Here is a 20,050-nt window from a genome sequence, read left to right on the forward strand (position 1 = left end):
CACCTATTTATAAAAGATAGGGAAAAATATACGGAAATAATTTTTATTAAATGCCTTCTGGAAATCAGAGGTTTATAATCAATTACAAATATGCCTTGCGGAAAGAAAAGAAAAAGACATAAAATGTCGACTCACAAAAGAAAGAAACGTCTTAGAAAAAATCGTCATAAGAAAAAATAATCTTTCTTTATAAGATAGCCACAAGTTAAGTTCTTAGCTGTTGCCCTTGTGGCTATCTATAATACCATCAATTTAGCCAAAACAATATCTAACACTTTTGATTCTACCTCAAGTTTGAGCAACGAATTATATATCAGTACCACACAGAAAGGTGATAGAATAGCCCTAGTACAAGACAAAAGGCTCATCGAGTATCACTTTGACGAGACGGAACATCAGTTTTCCGTCGGAGATATCTATTTGGGTGTAGTCAAGAAAGTCGTACAGGGTAATAATGCTGCCTTTGTAGACGTTGGCTACGACAAAGACGGATTTCTGCACTACAACGAAATCATTTCGTACAATTCTCTCAGCAAGTTTGTCAAAGACGTAATTGCGAAACGTCCGGTCAATCTTCGTTTAAAAGGATTCCAGTTAGAAAAGGATATAGATAAATTAGGTAAGATCAACGACGTTGTTACCAAGAATACTCCTATTCTGGTGCAAGTGGTGAAAGAACCTATTTCTACCAAAGGCCCACGGCTCTCTTGCGATATATCTATTGCAGGGCGTAATATCGTGCTGGTACCATTTGGTAACTCGGTGAATATCTCTAAGAAAATCACTAATAAGCAGGAGCGTCAGCGTTTACATAAGTTAGTATCTTCTATCAAACCTGAAAACTTCGGGGTGATTGTAAGAACGGTGGCTGAAGGCAAAGACCTGGATGAATTAAGAAGAGATATTGATTTTTGCGTAGATAAGTGGGAGTCGGGTATGAAAACCCTGCGTGATGCCAAACCTCGTGACCGCATCATCAGTGAAATGGATAGAGCGTCTTCGATTCTGCGCGATATGTTGAATGATGATTTCGACAATATCTATGTAGATTCAAAAGAAAATTTTGACGGAGTTAAGAGCTTCCTGCATACCATTGCCCCTGATAAAGAAAAGATTCTGAAACTCCATACCGGCAAAAACAAGCTTTTTGAACAGTATGGTATAGAAAAACAAATTAAATCGCTTTTTGGCCGTTCGGTTAGTTTATCCGGTGGTGGATACCTCATTATAGAGCATACAGAAGCACTCCACGTAATTGATGTCAATAGTGGCAATAAATCTACGCAGGAGGGCGACCAGGAATCAACTGCTTTAACGGTTAATCTGGAAGCAGCCAAAGAAATTGCCCGTCAGTTGCGGATGCGCGATATGGGCGGTATCATTGTAATCGATTTCATTGATATGAAGAAAAACGAGAACCGTCGTTTGATTCAGGAAGCAATGAAAGAAGAAATGAAGGGAGACCGATCGAAGTATACTATTCTACCTATTTCTAAATTCGGATTATTACAGATTACCCGCCAGCGTGTACGCCCTGAAATGAATATCGTAACCCGTGAAACCTGCCCTACCTGTGGTGGTACCGGAACGATTCAGGCAAGTATTGTGATTACTGATTTGATTGAAAATAATCTGGACTATATCCTCTCGAAACAGAATGAGAGCGGTATCAGTATCATTCTTCACCCGTTTGTGTACGCGTATTATCGTGAAGGAATCATCTCTAAGCAAATGCAGTGGTTCTTCAAATATCGTACATGGGTAAAACTCACGAAAGATTCCTCGATTGGTATTACTGAATTCCATTTCCTGAATAAACACGGAGATGAAATTGAGATAACAAATTAAAGGTTATTCAGCATAATTTTCCGGACTTTATATAGCAACCTGATTGCTTGCAAGGGATTTTCAATCTAAATTCACGGAAAATTATGCCTTAACCATGAACCGAAGAGATTTTATCCAGAAAAACACCTTGGCAGGGCTTGCCGTTGTTGCAACCCAAACCAACGTAAATGCCAACACAGCTCCTCCGCAAGACGATACCAGACTTTACTGGGCAAAACTCCTCAATAAAATAGCCGAGCCTGTTTTAAAAAATCTAAGCGAAAGTACTTTACAGAAAAACTGGTCAGTAGAATATAGTCCTATCTGGGATAACCGCAATGCCAAAGTGGCTTATCTGGAAGGATTTGCTCGTACAATGGTCGGTGTGGCACCTTGGCTGGCTTTGCCAGACGATACTACGGAAGAAGGCAAACTACGGAAGCAACTAAGAACTTATGCCATTAAAAGTATCCAGAATAGTGTTGACCCAAGTAACCCTGATTATATGTTGTGGCGAAAGGAAGGACAAACGCTGGTTGATGCGGCCTTTTTAGCCCAAAGTTTTCTGAAAGCACCCGATGCGCTATGGAAACCTTTGGATGAAACCGCTAAAAAACGAGTGATAGAGGAGTTTAGGTTATTGAGAAGGGTTGTTCCGCCTAACAATAACTGGCTCTTATTTGCGGCTATTGTTGAGGTATTTTTATTAGCTATCGGTGAGGATGCAGACCGTTTCAGGATTGAATTTGGGTTAAGAAAAATTGAAGACTTTTATGTAGGTGATGGTTGGTTTAAAGACGGAGAGGTTTTTCATATGGATTATTATAATTCCTTTGTTATTCACCCGATGATTGTGGATGTCTTGGATACAATGCTGAAAGTGCATCAGAAACAATCGCCGGATAAGAAAAACCAGAATCTCGAAGACCAATATACCAAAGCAGTAAAAAGAATGCAGCGGCAGGCTGATTTCTTAGAACGATTGATTTCGCCGGAAGGTAGCTTCCCTCCTTTTGGGCGTAGTATTACTTATCGTTTAGGCGCTTTTCAGGCTTTGACACATACTGCCCTTTTGCATCAATTGCCTGAAGGAGTTAGTCCGGCACAGGTAAGATGTGCCTTGACGGCTGTTATGAAGCGAATGTTTGCACAGGAAGGAGTTTTTGATAAAGAAGGCTGGTTAAGCTTAGGTTTTGCAGGGCACCAACCCGGTATAGCTGATTCTTATTCTAATGCTGGTAGTATGTATCTGACCACATTGGGCTTTTTGCCATTAGGTTTACCAGCCACTGACCCTTTCTGGGCAGATGCTGATACTGAATGGACGCAGCAAAAAGCCTGGTCTGGCAAGCCATTTAAGAAAGACAAAGCGGTAAGTTATTAATAGTATTAAGCTTTTCTGACTCTGATAGCAAATGCCTCAGCAGGATTACGAACTAAAATCTGTTCAAAATCAGCATCGGTGAAGCCCTTTTGTTTCAGTAGAGGCATTAATTCTTTAAAGATATTGGTATAGCCTTTAAAATCTCCGCCATTGGGTTCGTCAGGTTTATACCATCCGGCATCATGCGAAATCAATAAGTGGTTTAATACCCCATTCGACTTCATTAAATCAATTGAATCGGCATAGGTTTGGAAATCTCCCCAACCTATGCCGTCCAAACTCACCCACGTGCCCATTCGGGCGGCTTTGGTATGTCCGGCTTTATTATGTTCTCCTTGCGCATGAACCCATACAAAGGCCGACGGGCTCACCCCTATCCTTTTTAATATTTCTATTTCTTCAAAGGCAATGTTGGCTGGCCCTGTATGCGAGCAAATGGTAAGTCCCGTCGCTAAATGGGTCAAACCTGCGGCTTTGACTAATTTCTGGTGAAGTTCGGTCAAGGTTTTTTCACTATCTACTCCAATTTTGATGAATCCGGGTTTTACATTAGTGCCATCAATGCCATTCTTGAATTCTTTTATCCACCTATCGGCTAGTTGCTCTGCTGTTTCTGTGAATGCCCATTGAGGTAGATATTTATTCTTGACGGCCCCATAATAGCCTGTATTGGTGAGTATTTGCAGACCGCTTCGCTGGCCTAATAATTTCAGTAGTTCTACATCTCTTCCCAAGAAGTTTGGCGTGCAATCGAAAATAGTTTTTATTCCTAAGGCTTTTAGTTCTGATAGATGGGGTAATACTTTGGCTATCACTTTCTCTTTATCCCAACGGCTCGTATTGGTTCTGTCTGCACCTATAAAATCTACCAGAAAATGCTCATGGATTAAGGTCTTGCCCATTTTTGAAGCATCTATCCAACCATTAATGGTCATTACCTGTGGCTTTTTCATGGTGAAGGCCAGGGAGCCCAAGCTGGATATTAAGAAGGAGCGTCGGGAGATTTGCATGAGAATTGAGTGATTGAGTGAATTAGTGATTGAGTGATTAGAATTATTTATATACGAATTTATTAATGTATTTAGGCGGAAGCAAGAATCCATTAAAATCTGTACACAATTGGTATCAAAAATTTTAATCGCTCAATCACTAATTCACTCAATCATTCATTTAATTAAAAAGTATCTCATCCACAAAAAACCAGCCCGGTTTGCCTTTGTCTGAATGCCATTTAGGGAGTTTTGGTAATGGTTTTACAATGACCTTCAAGACCTTATATGATCCTGATTTGATTGGCACATTGATGCCCAGATTGGCCATGCCATCGCCTTTGACGGGTTGTTCAGGGGTAACTTTCTGCAATTTCTTTAAATCAGCTTCGCTATTTCCTCCCCAGATCTCAACGGTGGCTGGAGGCATAATATGTGAACCTATTTTTTGTAAATAACTGATGGTAACCATAGTAAGTGGCTCAGGCTTTTTGAATTCAACCAGACTCACAAAATCCTTATTCTGATAGCCTAACCAGGCGGCATCTCCATGATTGTCGTTAGGGCCTTTCTTTAAATCTATTAGGTTTTTAGCACCTTTGCCTCTATACCGCTCATTGGCCTCAGAAAGCAAAATAGCCGTATCTGCCACAAAACTTGATTTAAAGAAAGTATAATCTACTTTGCCGCTGGCACGCCAGCCGTCTTTGGTAGCCATCGCTTTAATGCGGGTATAATTCTCAGCTACTAAAGGTTTGGTATAGATAGTCTGTGTAGTTGAATCCGGGTCTTTGCCGTCTAAAGTATAATGAATCTGTACGTTTTTGAGTGTATGCTTTAATTCAATAGGCGCATTCTTTTTCAGGATAAACTCTTCATTTACCAGAATCGGAGGATTCAGTTTCAGAATTTCATTTGGGTTGGATTTATATCCTGCATCAATTGCCACTTTTGGATACTTTTTTGAAAGTTCCTGTATAGCTACTGAATCTAAGGCAGTATTCCATACAAAAACCTCTGACAAGGCTGGTAATGCCATCAATTTCTGCATTTTTTCTTTGCTGATTTTAGTACCGGATAGGGCCACTGAACTCAAATGTTTACACTGCGCCAGTTGGTCTAAGGTAGCACCTGTAATATCTGTCTGGTTCAGATTCAGTTTTTCAAGATTCGGAAATTTGGCAATCAGGGTTATATCTTCATCCTTTACTGGCATTTTCGCCAGACTTAGTTCCACTAATTGCTCTTGTACTTTTGATAGGTTTTCTAAAGATTTACGGTCGAATTTTCTACTCACAAAAAACTCTGCTTCTAATGCTGGTGAACCTGTGGCTAAGGGAGCAACTACGCAAAAAGGTGTATTTACTTCTGTCAAAGCCTTTTCTGAAGCCTCCGGAAAACTATATACTTTTTCGGTACCGCTGCTTCCGGCTATTTTAAAGGCTAATGCTTTAGCTTTTGAGAGAGGCACGTAGTTTTTCACAGCTTTCTTCATGTCGGCACCTTCTTTAATCCATGCTGTCAATAAGGCAACTTCTTCAACCGTTAATTGCTCTTTGCCTTTAGGCGGCATATGTTCTTTTTTTTCTTCAGACAGGTAAATCCTTTGTAATAAAAGGCTTGTAGTATCGCCTGCTTTCCATAAAGCGCCATGTTTACCTCCTTTCAGAATTTTTGCTACACTCGCCATATTCAATTCACCCTTTACCTTCTGGTCGTTGTGGCAGCTCATACATTTCTTCTCCAGAATCGGCATGATGGCTGCCTGATATAGGCTGCTGTCTTGTGAGAATGTCGGCGCTTTTGTTTTGGTTTCAAAGGCTTCAAACACATAGTTTTCTCCATGTGTGATGGCTGCGCCATAATGTCCGGCTAGTATAAATAGGATTAAACCACCTGCCGATAATACTTGCAAAGTTCTGGTTTTCTGCGATAATTCATCATAAAACCAGGTTAGTGCATAAGTAAATAGGCTAACTCCTACACCTGTCCATTTATGCCATTGCAGAAGTCTGGCATCATAGCCACCCTCTCTTGATAAAAAGAAGCCCATCAAAGCCGTAAGGCATGAGGTAAGCGCTGTTATAATTAATAAGAGTTTTACAAAGAAAGAAAAGCTTTTAGGCTCAAACTCCTTTTTAAATAATAAGAATATAACCAGAATGACAGAGAAGCCTATCGGTAAGTGTAAAAGTGCTGGATGTAAACGCCCAAACGGACTAATCCAGACAGGTATTCTGACCCGTTGCTCAAAAAAGAGTAAGAATAGTAAAAGGATATTGCCTACCAGTAAAAGATACGAGCAAACTTTAAAAAAACGATTCATTCGATGTGTTTAGGGTGCAATAGGTGGTTTGAGACAATGAGCTAGGCTATAATGCCCGGCACTAATTTGCCTGCTACGTCTGTCAGTCTGTATCTTCTGCCCAGGTGTTTATAGGTTAGTTGTTCGTGATTCAAGCCCATCAGGTGCATAACCGTTGCGTGGAAATCATTGATATGCACAGGGTCTTTAATCACATTATAGCCAAACTCATCTGTTTCGCCATAGACAATGCCCGGTTTTACACCGCCTCCTGCCATCCAGATAGTATAGGCTCTTGGGTGATGATCTCTGCCGTAATTATCTTTGGTAAATGTACCCTGACAATAGTTGGTTCTGCCAAATTCTCCACCCCATATTACCAGTGTTTCGTCTAATAAACCTCGTTGCTTTAAGTCCATAATCAAAGCTGCAGATGAGCGATCGACATCTTCGGCCTGTAAAGGCATTTCATTTGGCAAATTACCGTGTTGATCCCATCCCTGGTGGTATAATTGCACAAAACGTACGCCTGATTCAGATAGTTTTCTGGCTAATAATACATTGGCTGCATAAGTGCCCGGTACCAGACATTCAGGGCCATACATTTTTACAATATGGTCAGGTTCTTTTGATAAGTCTGTCAATTCAGGTACAGCCGTTTGCATACGGTAAGCCATTTCGTATTGTTGTACTTTGGCCTGTACTTCGGGGTCACCACTTGTCTCAAAACCTAAATGATTAAGCTCTGATAACTTGTCCAGCATTCTGCGACGAGAATCTTTGTCGATACCATCAATGTCTTTCAGATATAAAATCGGGTCTTCTCCACTACTGAATACTACGCCCTGATGCGTTGAATCTAAGAAACCGTTAGTCCATAATTTAGAATACACTCCTTGTCCATTGCCACGACCACGAGAAAGCAATACGCAAAAAGCAGGCAGGTTTTTGTTTTCGCTGCCCAAGCCATAGCTCATCCATGCACCCATACTTGGGCGGTTGCCTACCTGTGCTCCGGTCTGGATAAAGGTTAAGGCAGGGTCATGGTTAATGGCTTCTGTATTCATGGTTTTGATGATACACAAGTCGTCTACAATCTTGGCCATGTTCGGAAACATATCGCTCACCCAAGCCCCCGATTGGCCGTATTGTTTAAAACCAAAATAAGAACCTATCAAAGGGAATTTGCTTTGATTGGCAGTCATACCCGTCAATCGTTGTGTACCTCTGATAGATTCCGGCAGTTCTTCTCCTGCCATTTTATTTAATAATGGTTTGTATTCGAAAGTCTCTAATTGAGAAGGGGCTCCATTCTGAAACAGATAAATGATGCGTTTGGCTTTAGGTGCAAAATGTGGCAAGCCCAACGGCAATTGCGCCATACTATCTTCTTCACCCGTAAATAATCCGGGTATTAATAATGAACCTAATGCCATACTACCCAGACCTACGGCAGATTTGCTCAGGAAATGGCGGCGGTTAATATTAAATCTGTTTTTAAGAAACTCGTTTTCCATCGGAAAAATTTATGATAAGGGAAAAGCATAAGAAAGTCAGACTCTCATAATGGCTTCTTCCATGTTATATAACATCTGAATTGTTTGCATTAAGGCAGCAGCCGAGGCTTTATCTTTTACGGTCTCGTGCTTGTATTCGCCTATATTCAAAAGCCTTTCAGCTCTTTTAGGGTCTTTTTTCAGGAGACTAGCTTCATTGTCGAAATACTGTTTAATCACAGCCATTTCTTTTTCTTTTGGTGCACGGCAAAGCACTTTTCTGAATGCCTTCTCCAGTTTCTCATCTATAGAGCCTTTTTCAAGCGTCAGATTCTCGGCTAATACCCGTGAGCCTTCAATCATCTGCGGGTCATTCATCATCACCAAAGCCTGCAAAGGTGTATTCGTACGTACTCGTTGTACTTCGCATTGGTCGCGGTTACTTGCATCAAAAATCAGCATGGTTGGCGGTGGCACGGTGCGCTTGATAAACACATACATACCTCTGCGATATAGCTCAGATTCATGGTCTTGTACATATCTCGATAAACTGCCTCTACCCGAAGTAGCTACTTCCCATAAGCCTTTCGGTTGATAGGGTTTGATACTTGGTCCGCCAATTTCATCATTCAGAATACCGCTACTTGATAATACATAATCACGCACATTTTCAGCCGGAAGACGAATGCGGGAAGCGCGTGCCAGAAAGATATTTTCAGGGTCAGTTTTCAGGTGCTTATCCGTAATCACTGAGGATTGTCTATAAGTGGCCGACATCACAATCTGTTTCACCAATCGCTTTACATTCCAGCCTTTTTCTCTGAAATCTACTGCCAGCCAGTCAAGCAATTGCGGGTGAGATGGCAATTCGCCCTGCATCCCAAAATCACCTAATGTTTTTACGATTCCTCTACCAAAGAATTGCGCCCATAGCCGATTGACATATACCCTTGCCGTAAGTGGATTTTTATTATCTAATAGCCACTTCACCAAGCCCAAACGACCTTTGCCGTATTGAATCGTATCAAACTTCAATATGCTCTTGGGTAGTCCATACGTTACCGAATCGCCATGCGCATCGTAATTGCCTCGGTTCAGTACATAAGTAGTACGCACTTTAGACGTATCTTTCATGACCATTACCATCACTTTGGCGGTGTCTTTCTTATTGATAAATTTCAATAAAGATTTCACATCTGCATCGGTAATTGCCATATTTGGTGGATCGGCATAAGAGGCATCGATAGTTCCGAAAAGCCCTTTTTCCGGCACCTGATTGAAGAAGGCAAAGGTGCTATAATAATCTTTCTGTGAAATCGGGTCATACTTATGATCGTGGCATTTGGCACACTCAAATGTGAGCGACAAGAAAGATTTACCAAAGGTATTGGTACGATCGGTTACGTATTCTACGCGATATTCTTCATCTATTACTCCACCCTCTTGCGTAATTTTATGGTTGCGGTTAAAACCTGTGGCCAATAGCATTTCTTTAGAAGGTTTATCGCTACCATCGGGGTTAGGCAATAAATCTCCGGCCAATTGCCAGCTTAAAAATTTGCTATATGGATAATTATCGTTGTAGGCATGAATCACCCAGTCTCTCCACGGCCACATGGTGCGTAAGCCATCATCCTGATACCCATGTGAATCGGCATAACGGGCTACATCGAGCCAATAAGTTGCCATTTTTTCACCATAATGCTTATTTTTCAGGAGTTCATCTACTACTTTTTCATAGGCATTCGGAGATGTATCTTTCAGGAAGCGTTCCTGCATTTCTATGGTTGGGGGTAGTCCGGTCAGGTCAAGGCTTACTCTCTTTAACAATTGTTCTTTAGTAGCTTCCTCATTAGGTTTGAGTCCTTTTTCGCGCATTTTGTCGTATACAAAATTGTCGATTTCGTTTACTACCCAATCTTCATCTGCTTTCGGAACATTCGTCTTCTTAGGCTCAATAAATGCCCAGTGCGCTTTGTATTTAGCTCCTTGTTTGATCCACTTTTCAATCAGGTCTATTTCGTGTTGAGTCAGTTTCAGGTTAGATTCAACCGGAGGCATCAATTGAGTGGAGTCTTTAGAAGTAATTCTCAAAAACACGGCTGACATATCTGGGTTACCTGCTACAATGGCATGTGCTTTCGGATTATCTTTTAGAGCGGCAAAAGCGCCCTCGGGTGTATCGAGGCGTAAATTGGCTTCTCTCTTATTGGCATCAGGGCCGTGGCATTTGAAACAACGGTCAGATAGAATCGGGCGGATATGAAAATTATAGTCTACTTCGTCAGGCATAGCAGAGGTTTCAGCAGAAGCACTCGTGCAATTCCATACAATAGAAGCAATGCCTACCGTAACGAGGCAAAGGAGAAAGAGGTATTTAATCTTTACGGTTAGCGTTTTCATTCAGGGTGTTAAATAGAGGTTATCTGGGAAACAAATTTAGCACTTTTTCCAGAAAAAATAAAACTTTTTCTTATATTATTAAAATATTTTAATAATTCATTTTCAGGGAACTTGTATAGACGAGTTTCTAACAAATGTATAAAAAAAATGTATAATTTGTTTAAACCTTAAAAGTTTATATTGGTTGTGGTAGACCTACTATTGGTGTTATTAAATTTACGGTCTTATACCTATTCCCATCGTTAAGCAGAATACAATTAATAAAATTATCCCTGCCAGAATCAGAATCTTTTGCTGCTCAAACGTATAGTTTTTCTCAATTGGAATACTATTTTTTGGTTGTATTGATAGAAAGACTGTTGGAAGAAACATAGGGAATACAAATGCTTCATAAAAATTATTGAACGACCAGGGAAGGTAAAACGATACGGCGATGAACGAAAATATTCCTGCTGCCAAATATGGAATTAAAAATAACCTGTCTGAATCAATAATAGTTGATACACTTTGGAATCCTGTTCTTTTAATAATACTATTGAAAGTGAGGTAATAAGACAAGAATCCTGAAATAATCAGAAAAAATTGCCAGACATAAACGCCTATTGGTGATGAAATATAAAAAGCAAAGTCTCCTTTATTCGTAAATCCACTATAAATACACATCCATGAAAACCAAAAGAAGTTAAATGCCGCAGTTAGAACGAGCAAAAGTCTGACATATAAATCAGCAATATTTACTCTTTTTAAAAACACTAAGACTAACAAACCTGCTGCAAGATTGAGTAAAGGGCCACAGGCATCTGTTATGAAACTATGTTTTTCACTTCTGAAATATACAGAAGTAAGCAGAGTGATTTTGTTTCCTAAAATCAAAGATGTTAACCCATGCCCAATAGCTTCGTGAATAATGTCTGCAAAAATGTAGGCCATCATTCCAACAAAAATTAATGTTAGCTTATGTAAGTAGTTATTTTTTGGACTGTTTCCCAATTCTATTCTTTTATAGGTCTTTAATGAAACAAACTATCCTATCCACTTCTGTGAATCCCAATTTTTTATGAAAATCTATACTTGATGTATTTGAAAGTTCTGTATCTGATGCTATTTGCTTAAATCCTTTTTCTTTAGCCCAATTTTTTGCCGTATTTATCAATTCTCTGGCAATGCCTTTTTTCTGAAATTCGGGTTTTACATAAACCCCTTCAATATAAGCAACAGGCGATTCTATTGACCCTTCCACATAGTCACTGCGGGTACCTACATGTATAAAAGCTATGTATTTCCCATGGTCTTTTACCAGATAGCAAATTTCATTTTCAGTGCCTATGATACTTCTATAATTTTCAAATTCTTCTTCAAACGAGCAATCCGGCCAGAGTTCCAAAACCAAATCAATGAGCGGTTTAAGATTTTCCTCAGCTATTATTTCTATTTTCATTTTTGGTTATCTGATAATTAGCATTACTCTTTATACTTGCCGACCATATTCAAACATATTCAAATATACGAACTAAATATCTTATACCTTGTATAATTTTATCACACTTCGGGCATCTTCTTTTTATTAAAAATAAGTACTCAGATACAGTATGTTTTCATAAAATAATTACTGATAAAAACTTTCATCTGCTTCCAATCATTAAAAATTATCCTTAATTTTAGTACTTCTCTAAAAAACACTTCACAAACCCATGAACCACCTACAACGGAGGAAATTCCTGAAGCTGTCTTCTGCGCTTTCGATAGCTCCTGCTTTATCTGCTCAGGCTTTTACACCCAAAGCAAATCTGATTGATACGCCAGCCGGTATGGTCAATTTTGTTTCTGATGGAATCTCCCTTTCTCCTTTGGCTTATACTCAATTATTGAGCGAACTTACCAAAAAGGATGATTTAGCAGCCGATTATTATTCGTTGAATGGGTGTGTGGAAGAATTAGAGAATAAAATGGCTAAATTATTGGGTAAAGAAGCGGCTGTGTTTATGCCGACAGGTACATTGGCCAATCATTTAGCGATCAGAACGCTGGCGGGCAAAAACAACCGGGTTATTCTGCAACATGAAAGCCATGTGTATAATGATACTGGTGATTGTGCTCAGACTTTGAGTAACCTTAATCTGATTCCTCTGGGGTTTGATAAGGCAACCTTTACAGTTGATGAAGTAAATGAAGTGCTGAAACGCACTGCTGGAGGGAGAGTAGCTTCTAAAGTAGGTGTTATTTCTATCGAATCACCTGTGCGCAGAAAAACCGGAGAGCTATTTGATTATGAGCAAATGAAACAGATTTCGGCCTTAGCCAGAACCAATGATATAAAAATGCATCTGGATGGGGCAAGGCTTTTTCTGGCATCCGGGTATACTGGCATTAGTCCGGCTACCTATGCTTCTTTGTTTGATACAGTTTATATCTCCTTGTATAAATATTTCAATGCGGCATCGGGTGCTATACTGGCCGGACCAAAAGAATTGATTGCTCCGATGTATCATGCCCGACGGATGTTTGGCGGAGGCTTACATCAGGTATGGACCTACGCGGCAGTAGCCTTGCATTATTTAGAGGGCTTTTCGGATAGATATAGCAAAGCTGTGAGTATGGGAGAAGAGTTGATGAAAAAGCTGGATAGCCATGATAGTTTTGAAATACAAAGGATTCAGAATGGAACGAATATTTTCAAGCTGAAAGTGAAAGGGATTGAACCGAAAGCATTCTCGGAAAATTTAAAGAAAAACGGCATTATTGCCCGTCACAACGAAACCGGTGGTTTTAATTTATTAGTGAATGAATCATTATTGAAAAGCAGTGTCCCGACATTGGCTAATGGGTTTGTGAGTAGTCTTAAATAGGTTTTTGCAAGGCTTTGTTTAACGTAAAAAGGTATACGCTACGGTGACTACCTTTTGCGACCAACACAACTTTTAGTAACGAAATTGTCTCTCGAATTAACTAAACTTTATGAATAAAATCTTTATCCTCTTTTTCATCAATCTTTCGTTTGCTTGCCTGGCACAGCAGAGAAACCCAGCTAATAAAGCCATTTATCTGGAAGATATTAGCTGGACTGAGGCCCAAAAGGTATTGAATAGTGAAACGGTTGTAGTAATTCCTTTGGGCGCTGCGGCTAAAGAACATGGCCCTCATCTACCCTTATCGACCGATTTTCTTCAAGCTGAGGGATTGTCTAAAAGAGTGGCTTTAGAGAAGAAAGTAGTGATTACACCCGTAGTTAGCTATGGATTTTATCCGGCTTTTTTAAAATATCCGGGCTCAACGAGTACTACTTTTGCTACCGCTACCAATATGGTAGTTGAGATTGTAAGGAGTCTGGCCGGGTATGGGCCAAAGAGGTTTTATATTATTAATGTGGGTGTCAGCACGACTCCTACGCTTGAAACGGCGGCTAAAACATTGGCTGAAGAGGGTATATTGTTGTATTATAGTCAGTACAGCCGTCCTTCTTTTGATCAAGCGGAGGCGCGTATCCGAACCAAAACTTATAGCGGCCATGCGGATGAATTAGAGACCTCAAATGTATTAAGTCTCCGTCCGGATCTGGTAGATATGAGAAAGGCAGTGAATGATTCGAGCATGAAAGGGAAAAGCGGGAATATGACACCGTTAATTATTGAAACAGGCAACCTGAATACCAGCGGGATTAATGGTTATGCGGCGCTAGGCACAAAAGAAAAAGGGCAGAAAAACATGGCTTCATTTGCCCAGGAGTTGATGAAAGAAATAGATAGTGTGGCTACTTGTGCTTTGCCAACTATGAAAGACCGGAGAGCAGCATATGCTGCCTATGAAGGCACTTATGAAGATGCCACGGGCAAGAAACTGGAGATAAGCCAGAAAGACAATATCCTGCATTTCATCTGGAATGGCAAAGATACCCGGAATTTCTTTCATTTATACCAGGATGCCCCAGACTATTTCTCATCAATGAATATGAATATTCTGTTTGTAAGAAATGAGTCAGGGGCTGTGAATAAAGCCTGGTGCCAGTTCAGAGGAGAGCGTTTTTGGGTTACTAAAACGCAGAAATAAATCTGTTCTCTCCTATTTAGCGAACGCCTGAACAATCTTTGAGACTAGATTTAGCTTTTTGATCGTACGAGTAGTATCTGACTGCCTATCATCAAGCACTACTTTTCCGTTTTCGTCGGTCACGTACTCATATACAGTACCTTCGTGCGCATGTACTTTGAGTTTGCTTAAAAATATCAGACAGCCCAGCCCTATTAAGAAAAAGAGGGCAGGCATGACAAGAATCCAGTTATAGTCTTTTAGTGACCTGTCAAAAGTAGTTTGTAATTGAATATTTTTCGCTCTGTTGCCATATACTATCTGTACTTTTTGTCCGACAGATACCTCTTCATATTCTTCTTTGGAGGTCATTTCACGGGCTTCGGCTGTGAGCATTTTACCGTTCTTTGACATATAGCTGATGGTTACCACGTTGTCTGGTACATTGCTGTTGGGTTTTCCTTCAATGCTTTTTTTGATAACTGTGGCTTCGGTATGAGTCCCATTTTTTTTGAGGTCTTCCAGTTCTTTATAGCCACCATACCACCAGTAAATGAAACAGGTGGTCATGAATGTAAAGAGAGAAAACATCCGGAAACCCAGCGAATTATATTTCCGTAAAACGAAATAATAATAGGCTAGAGAACCAAAGAAAACGAGAAGGATGGTTGTAGTGCTCATGGCTTTTGAATTATCGTAAATGTTGTTGAATTGTACTTAAGAACTTCGAATTCAACCATATATTAGTATTATCTATCTGCAATTGCAGAAACATTCCGTTGGCTGAAACCAGTTTTACCTCTCTCCACGGAATGAGTAAAGGCGGATGGCCAATTCTGAAAAATGGGTTATTGGCAAAGAAAATGCCCGCGTTGGAAAACCCGACTGTCAAAGTAAATTTATAGTTTGATAGACCAAACCTGCCGTTTTCGTCGGTAAATTTCTGATCGACAAAAGTATCTTTAGGTGCTTCATATTTTTTAGATAAGCTTTGCCAGCCGCCTATGGCACTAATCATATAGCAGACGCCACTCCATATTCCACCAAAAAGAATTGGGAAGGCGATAATAATACCTAGAGTTAATAAAATCTGTGAGCGATTCATTGGGGGAATATTTTAGTGGGTGATACTAAATTTATAGATCAGGCTATTGGCTACGATATAAGCATTCCCATTGGCCGATTCCAGAAAATAATCGTTGGAAACCATGATAGGCAAGTCTCTTTTAAATGATGAACAAGATGCTAAAACCAATGACGATATATAACATGGTCTTTTTCATACTTAATTTTCTTGCAGATCAGGGTTTCCGCTAAAACTCTTTTCCTTTAATTTTGGCATCTGCTCTATACCCTCCAACGTTTTCAGGTGGTTATTATCTACAAAAAGCCATTCGACATTGGGGATACCAGAGAAACTTGTCAAATCAGTAAACTCATTGTTTTGTAATTCCAGACGATACAGTTTAGATGATTTTAAATCGCTTAAGTCTTTCAGGTGTGTGCCTCTGAGATAAAGTCCATCTAATTCTGGTAAGACCGATAAAACAGATATATCAGTAATAGGTCTATCTGTTACACCTATCCCCATCACGTGCCCTTTTTGAAGACAAACTGCCATCGGGAAATCCCGGAGTTTCCAGTATTCAGTCAAATGAATTTCTTTTTCGGGTATACCAGTTTGTTTGGCAAGTGAGCGGATAGCGGCTTGTTCCTGTACCGGAATTTTCCCTAAGTCATAATCAAACTGTCCGGGAGATGCTTTACCCCTATTCAATTCCATAGAAATAACCAGAGCGTAACAAGCTAGCCCGAAGCCACTTAAGCCTAATGAAACAATGCTTAAGAATTTATGTTGAGGAAATCCTTTGATGCCCCACCAGAATGCTAATAAATAGAGCACCCCTCCTCCTATCAGAATCACAAAGCCTCCCCATTCAGGAACTTTCTGAATAAAAGAGTCTTTGGTAGTAAGGCCTACTGTGAAGCTATAACCGAAAAAAGCAGTCAATATCAGACTTAAAAATAAGCTCTTTAGCGCCATGATTGTTGGTAAGTTGGGGTTCGTTGATTCGCTTTAGGTGCTGTTTCGATATTCGCTTTTATCCATGCCAGATTTTTGGCATATACTTTGGCGTCGACAAAGGTGTCAAATGCTATCACAAAGCCGCCATCTTCGGTGGTTTTTACAAGGTATGGCTTATCAGTATCAAGCGTAAAGAAGTACTTCCATTTTTCCTTGAATGTATAATGTGATTTATCCATTAAAGCCTCTGCCTTTTTCTTAAAATTTTCGCTTACCGTATTCGGCTCAAAAATAAAAGCCAGATAGTGCCGATAGGTGGTTGAGTAGGTTTTGCCGTTATAAATACCCGAAGTTGTCATGCCTTGCCAAAACAAATAATTCACCCATTCGTTATTACGGGTGTATATTTTGCTTTCAGCTAATACCCATCTTCTGTCGCCCAGTACGTCTATGACAGCCTTGGGTCTTTTTCCTGATTTATAGATTTTGTTTTCGCTGAAAAATAGCTGGATGCTGTTATCGGGTGGAGATTTAAAAGTAAATAGTAAGACGACTACAGTAAGGAGAGCCAACAAGCTCATGGGCGCTCCGCCAACAAAATAAGTAGCAATGGTGAAAAATACCCATAGTCCGGCGCATAAAGCAGGAGCTAATACAGGCGAACCTTTTCTGCCATAGAAATACATACCAACAAAACAGATGGCATAGAATGCAGAAAAGAAACTCATCCGATAGATTGTATTTTCGCTCATGGCTGGCTGAATTAAATTGATGTAACAAATATCATTTATCTGCTCTTTAGATAGAAGTAATAATTTGTAGGTGGGCAGTGAAAGTTTGTAACTGGCAGGTTTTGGTATTTTATTGGATACTAGCTGATTGCGTATCTATACAATACTATTTTATCAGATTTTAAGGGGTTTTATTGTAAAATTCATATATTTGTTTTAAAATTCATTGCTTTCCTATAAAATTCTCAGATGTCTAGTAGTAATACATTTCGCAAAAAACAGCCACCGAAGAATGCCCCGCGTACACCTTCGAAAGGCCAAAGTAGCAGCGGCGGAACTCAAGTGCCTATTGAGTTCAATGTGAGTACAGACAGCTATCTGTTAGCGTTTGGTATCTTTCTATTGATTTTATCGGTCATCCTTCTGGTATCATTTGTATCTCATCTGGCCGTTGGCGATGCTGATCAGGATATTGTACAACGTACATTTAGCTCTGCTCTCGAACAAACAGATCGCAAGCCACGCAATATGATGGGTTTAATGGGAGCCTATATTTCTCATTATTTCATCTTTCAATGGTTTGGTATAGCTGCCTTCGGATGGTTACCGGTTGTTTTCTGGTCTGGATACAGATTGGTTTTTAAGCGTGATTTATTGCCACAAAGCCTGAATCGCTTTACATTGGGCAGCATTTTCTATATTTTCTGGACAAGTATCTGTATCGGTTACTTTGTTTTATTGTTTGAGCTTCCGGCAGGTACTTTCTGTGGAGGGCTTGGATATTCAGTCAATAAGTTTCTATATCATGCCATTGGTTCTGGAGGTATTTTAATTATCTTATTGGCATTGGCAGCATGGGTTATTTTCTTTCATGGCTATACCAATATTGATGATTGGTTTCTGGCTAAATACTTTAATCGTCCACCGAAAGAAGATATTTCTACTGAGCGTATCCGCCAAGCTGTGCAATATGATGTAGAAGATAATGAGTCGCCATTCAGAGAGCCTGTAAAAAGGCCGGAGCCTATTCCTGTGCCTGTAACCGTAAATGATCTTTACAAAGCACCGCGCTACGAGGATGAAATTGAAGTACCAAAGCCTTTTGAAGAAAAGCCGTTTATTGAAAAACCCGTACCAACTCCGGTGGCTAATAATGGTGTTAAATTAGAAGTAGATAAGCCTGCGCCTATAAAGAATGAGCCGAAGGTTGAACCAACTTTTATTATAGAGGATACCAGAAATAATGATACGCCAGACGATGATTATGAGGGTGATCTGGACGACGATGATGTGAATGAGAAGGTATTAAAAGACTTTGGTCTGTATGACCCTACCCTTGATTTAGACAATTACCAGTATCCGCCTATTACTTTGTTAAGTGAGTACAGTCATGCAGGTGGTAAGGTAACGGAAGAAGAATTAGAGGCAAATAAAAACAAAATTGTAGAAACCATGCGCAATTTCCAGATTGGAATTGCGAGCATTAAAGCTACGATTGGCCCTACGGTAACGCTTTATGAAATTGTGCCGGATGCTGGTATCAGAATCTCGAAAATCAAGAATCTGGAAGATGATATTGCGCTAAATCTAGCAGCCTTGGGTATTCGTATCATTGCGCCAATGCCGGGTAAAGGTACGGTGGGTATTGAGGTACCGAACAAAAACCGTGAAATGGTAACGATGAAATCGGTTATTGCTAATGAGAAGTTTCAGAAAAGTAATTTTGAATTGCCTATCATTTTAGGAAAAACTATCTCTAATGAAGCCTTTATTACTGACCTTGCCAAAATGCCTCACTTATTGATGGCAGGGGCGACAGGACAAGGTAAATCAGTTGGCTTGAACGTGATCCTGACGTCTTTGTTATACAAAAAACACCCGTCTCAGATAAAGTTTGTATTGGTTGACCCTAAGAAAGTGGAGTTGACACTCTATAATAAAATTGAGCGCCATTTCTTGGCTATGCTACCTAATTCGGAAGAGGCTATTATTACAGATACCAAGAAAGTAATTTATACGCTCAATTCGCTTTGTATCGAAATGGATAGCCGCTATAACTTATTAAAAGACGCAGGGGTAAGAAATATTAAAGAATACAATGCCAAGTTTATTCAGCGTCGTCTGAACCCTGAAAAGGGGCATAAATACTTACCATATATCGTATTAGTAATTGACGAGTTGGCCGATTTGATGATGACAGCGGGCAAAGAGGTTGAACAACCGATTGCTCGTCTGGCACAATTAGCCCGTGCCATCGGTATTCACTTGATTGTGGCGACACAACGTCCGTCGGTGAACGTAATCACGGGTCTTATCAAAGCCAACTTCCCGGCTCGTTTGTCGTTCAAAGTTACTTCCAAAATTGACTCACGTACTATCCTGGATACAGGTGGTTCTGAGCAATTGGTTGGTAATGGAGATATGTTGCTTTCTATGGGTTCGGATATGGTACGTCTGCAATGTCCGTTTGTAGATACGCCGGAGGTGGAAGAGATATGTGAATTTATTGGTAGCCAGAGAGCCTACGATTCTGCCTATATGCTCCCTGAATTCTATGGCGATGATGAGAGTGAAACTCTAGATTTTGACCCATCAGAATTAGATCCGATGTTTGAAGAGGCGGCTCGTCTGTTGGTGACACATCAGCAGGGAAGTACATCTTTGATACAAAGAAAAATGAAATTGGGCTACAACAGAGCCGGGAGAATCATTGACCAACTGGAAGGAGCAGGCATTGTAGGTGCATTTGAAGGCAGCAAGGCCCGTGAGGTTTTAGTGAAAGATATTACCCATTTAGAAGAAATTTTACGAAATTTGCGAAAGAATTAATCCTTGGAACATTTTTTTAGTCTAAAGATTAAGTAAG

At 40.0% G+C, this 20,050-nt stretch carries 15 protein-coding genes; 5 read left to right on the top strand and 10 right to left on the bottom strand.

The window, feature by feature from the left end; translation table 11 throughout:
• Positions 1–294: 294 nt before the first annotated feature.
• Positions 295–1,848, top strand: coding sequence for an Rne/Rng family ribonuclease (locus tag ACYVFA_RS26515; RefSeq protein WP_460475220.1), 1,554 nt, complete (start codon positions 295–297; stop codon positions 1,846–1,848).
• A gap of 94 nt (positions 1,849–1,942) precedes the next feature.
• Positions 1,943–3,211, top strand: a complete 1,269-nt coding sequence (locus ACYVFA_RS26520; RefSeq protein ID WP_460474887.1) for a DUF2264 domain-containing protein — start codon at positions 1,943–1,945, stop codon at positions 3,209–3,211.
• Positions 3,212–3,216: 5 nt separating this feature from the next.
• Here the strand turns inward: ACYVFA_RS26520 and ACYVFA_RS26525 are convergent, their stop codons facing one another.
• From ACYVFA_RS26525 to aac(6'), 6 genes are all read right to left on the bottom strand, one after another.
• Positions 3,217–4,164 (bottom strand): phosphotriesterase family protein, encoded by a 948-nt coding sequence (locus tag ACYVFA_RS26525; protein WP_460474888.1) that lies wholly within the window; start codon positions 4,162–4,164, stop codon positions 3,217–3,219.
• Between the two features lie 217 nt (positions 4,165–4,381).
• Positions 4,382–6,526, bottom strand: coding sequence for an FN3 associated domain-containing protein (locus ACYVFA_RS26530; RefSeq protein ID WP_460474889.1), 2,145 nt, complete (start codon positions 6,524–6,526; stop codon positions 4,382–4,384).
• A gap of 41 nt (positions 6,527–6,567) precedes the next feature.
• Positions 6,568–8,022 carry a DUF1501 domain-containing protein gene (locus tag ACYVFA_RS26535; RefSeq protein ID WP_460474890.1) on the bottom strand — a complete coding sequence of 485 codons (1,455 nt, stop codon included), beginning with the start codon at positions 8,020–8,022 and terminating at the stop codon, positions 6,568–6,570.
• 36 nt (positions 8,023–8,058) lie between these two features.
• A complete protein-coding gene (locus ACYVFA_RS26540) occupies positions 8,059–10,404 on the bottom strand; it encodes a PSD1 and planctomycete cytochrome C domain-containing protein (RefSeq protein ID WP_460474891.1) in 2,346 nt (781 codons plus the stop codon).
• Positions 10,405–10,620: 216 nt separating this feature from the next.
• A complete protein-coding gene (locus ACYVFA_RS26545) occupies positions 10,621–11,337 on the bottom strand; it encodes a hypothetical protein (RefSeq protein ID WP_460474892.1) in 717 nt (238 codons plus the stop codon).
• Between the two features lie 67 nt (positions 11,338–11,404).
• On the bottom strand, positions 11,405–11,842 hold the full coding sequence (gene aac(6') / locus ACYVFA_RS26550) for a GNAT family N-acetyltransferase (protein WP_460474893.1): 438 nt from the start codon (positions 11,840–11,842) through the stop codon (positions 11,405–11,407).
• Between the two features lie 253 nt (positions 11,843–12,095).
• On the opposite strand from aac(6'), the gene ACYVFA_RS26555 reads away from it, so the two are divergent.
• Both ACYVFA_RS26555 and ACYVFA_RS26560 read left to right on the top strand, forming a co-directional pair.
• Positions 12,096–13,250, top strand: coding sequence for a threonine aldolase family protein (locus ACYVFA_RS26555; protein ID WP_460474894.1), 1,155 nt, complete (start codon positions 12,096–12,098; stop codon positions 13,248–13,250).
• A gap of 109 nt (positions 13,251–13,359) precedes the next feature.
• Positions 13,360–14,448 (top strand): creatininase family protein, encoded by a 1,089-nt coding sequence (locus ACYVFA_RS26560; protein ID WP_460474895.1) that lies wholly within the window; start codon positions 13,360–13,362, stop codon positions 14,446–14,448.
• 12 nt (positions 14,449–14,460) lie between these two features.
• Here ACYVFA_RS26560 and ACYVFA_RS26565 read toward each other — a convergent pair whose 3' ends face one another.
• The 4 genes from ACYVFA_RS26565 to ACYVFA_RS26580 all read right to left on the bottom strand — a co-directional run bounded on the left by ACYVFA_RS26565 (position 14,461) and on the right by ACYVFA_RS26580 (position 17,205).
• Complete coding sequence (locus ACYVFA_RS26565; protein ID WP_460474896.1) at positions 14,461–15,108, bottom strand: hypothetical protein; 648 nt, start codon at positions 15,106–15,108, stop codon at positions 14,461–14,463.
• Between the two features lie 10 nt (positions 15,109–15,118).
• The gene (locus tag ACYVFA_RS26570) at positions 15,119–15,532 is read right to left on the bottom strand and encodes a hypothetical protein (RefSeq protein WP_460474897.1); all 414 of its coding nucleotides are present in this window, start codon (positions 15,530–15,532) and stop codon (positions 15,119–15,121) included.
• 180 nt (positions 15,533–15,712) lie between these two features.
• Positions 15,713–16,471 carry a leucine-rich repeat domain-containing protein gene (locus ACYVFA_RS26575; protein ID WP_460474898.1) on the bottom strand — a complete coding sequence of 253 codons (759 nt, stop codon included), beginning with the start codon at positions 16,469–16,471 and terminating at the stop codon, positions 15,713–15,715.
• On the bottom strand, positions 16,462–17,205 hold the full coding sequence (locus tag ACYVFA_RS26580; protein WP_460474899.1) for a hypothetical protein: 744 nt from the start codon (positions 17,203–17,205) through the stop codon (positions 16,462–16,464). The genes ACYVFA_RS26575 and ACYVFA_RS26580 overlap by 10 nt, the downstream gene beginning before the upstream one ends.
• A 228-nt stretch (positions 17,206–17,433) precedes the next feature.
• On the opposite strand from ACYVFA_RS26580, the gene ACYVFA_RS26585 reads away from it, so the two are divergent.
• The gene (locus ACYVFA_RS26585; protein ID WP_460474900.1) at positions 17,434–20,013 is read left to right on the top strand and encodes an FtsK/SpoIIIE family DNA translocase; all 2,580 of its coding nucleotides are present in this window, start codon (positions 17,434–17,436) and stop codon (positions 20,011–20,013) included.
• Positions 20,014–20,050 lie beyond the last annotated feature (37 nt).

This window comes from Emticicia fontis, assembly GCF_054779675.1.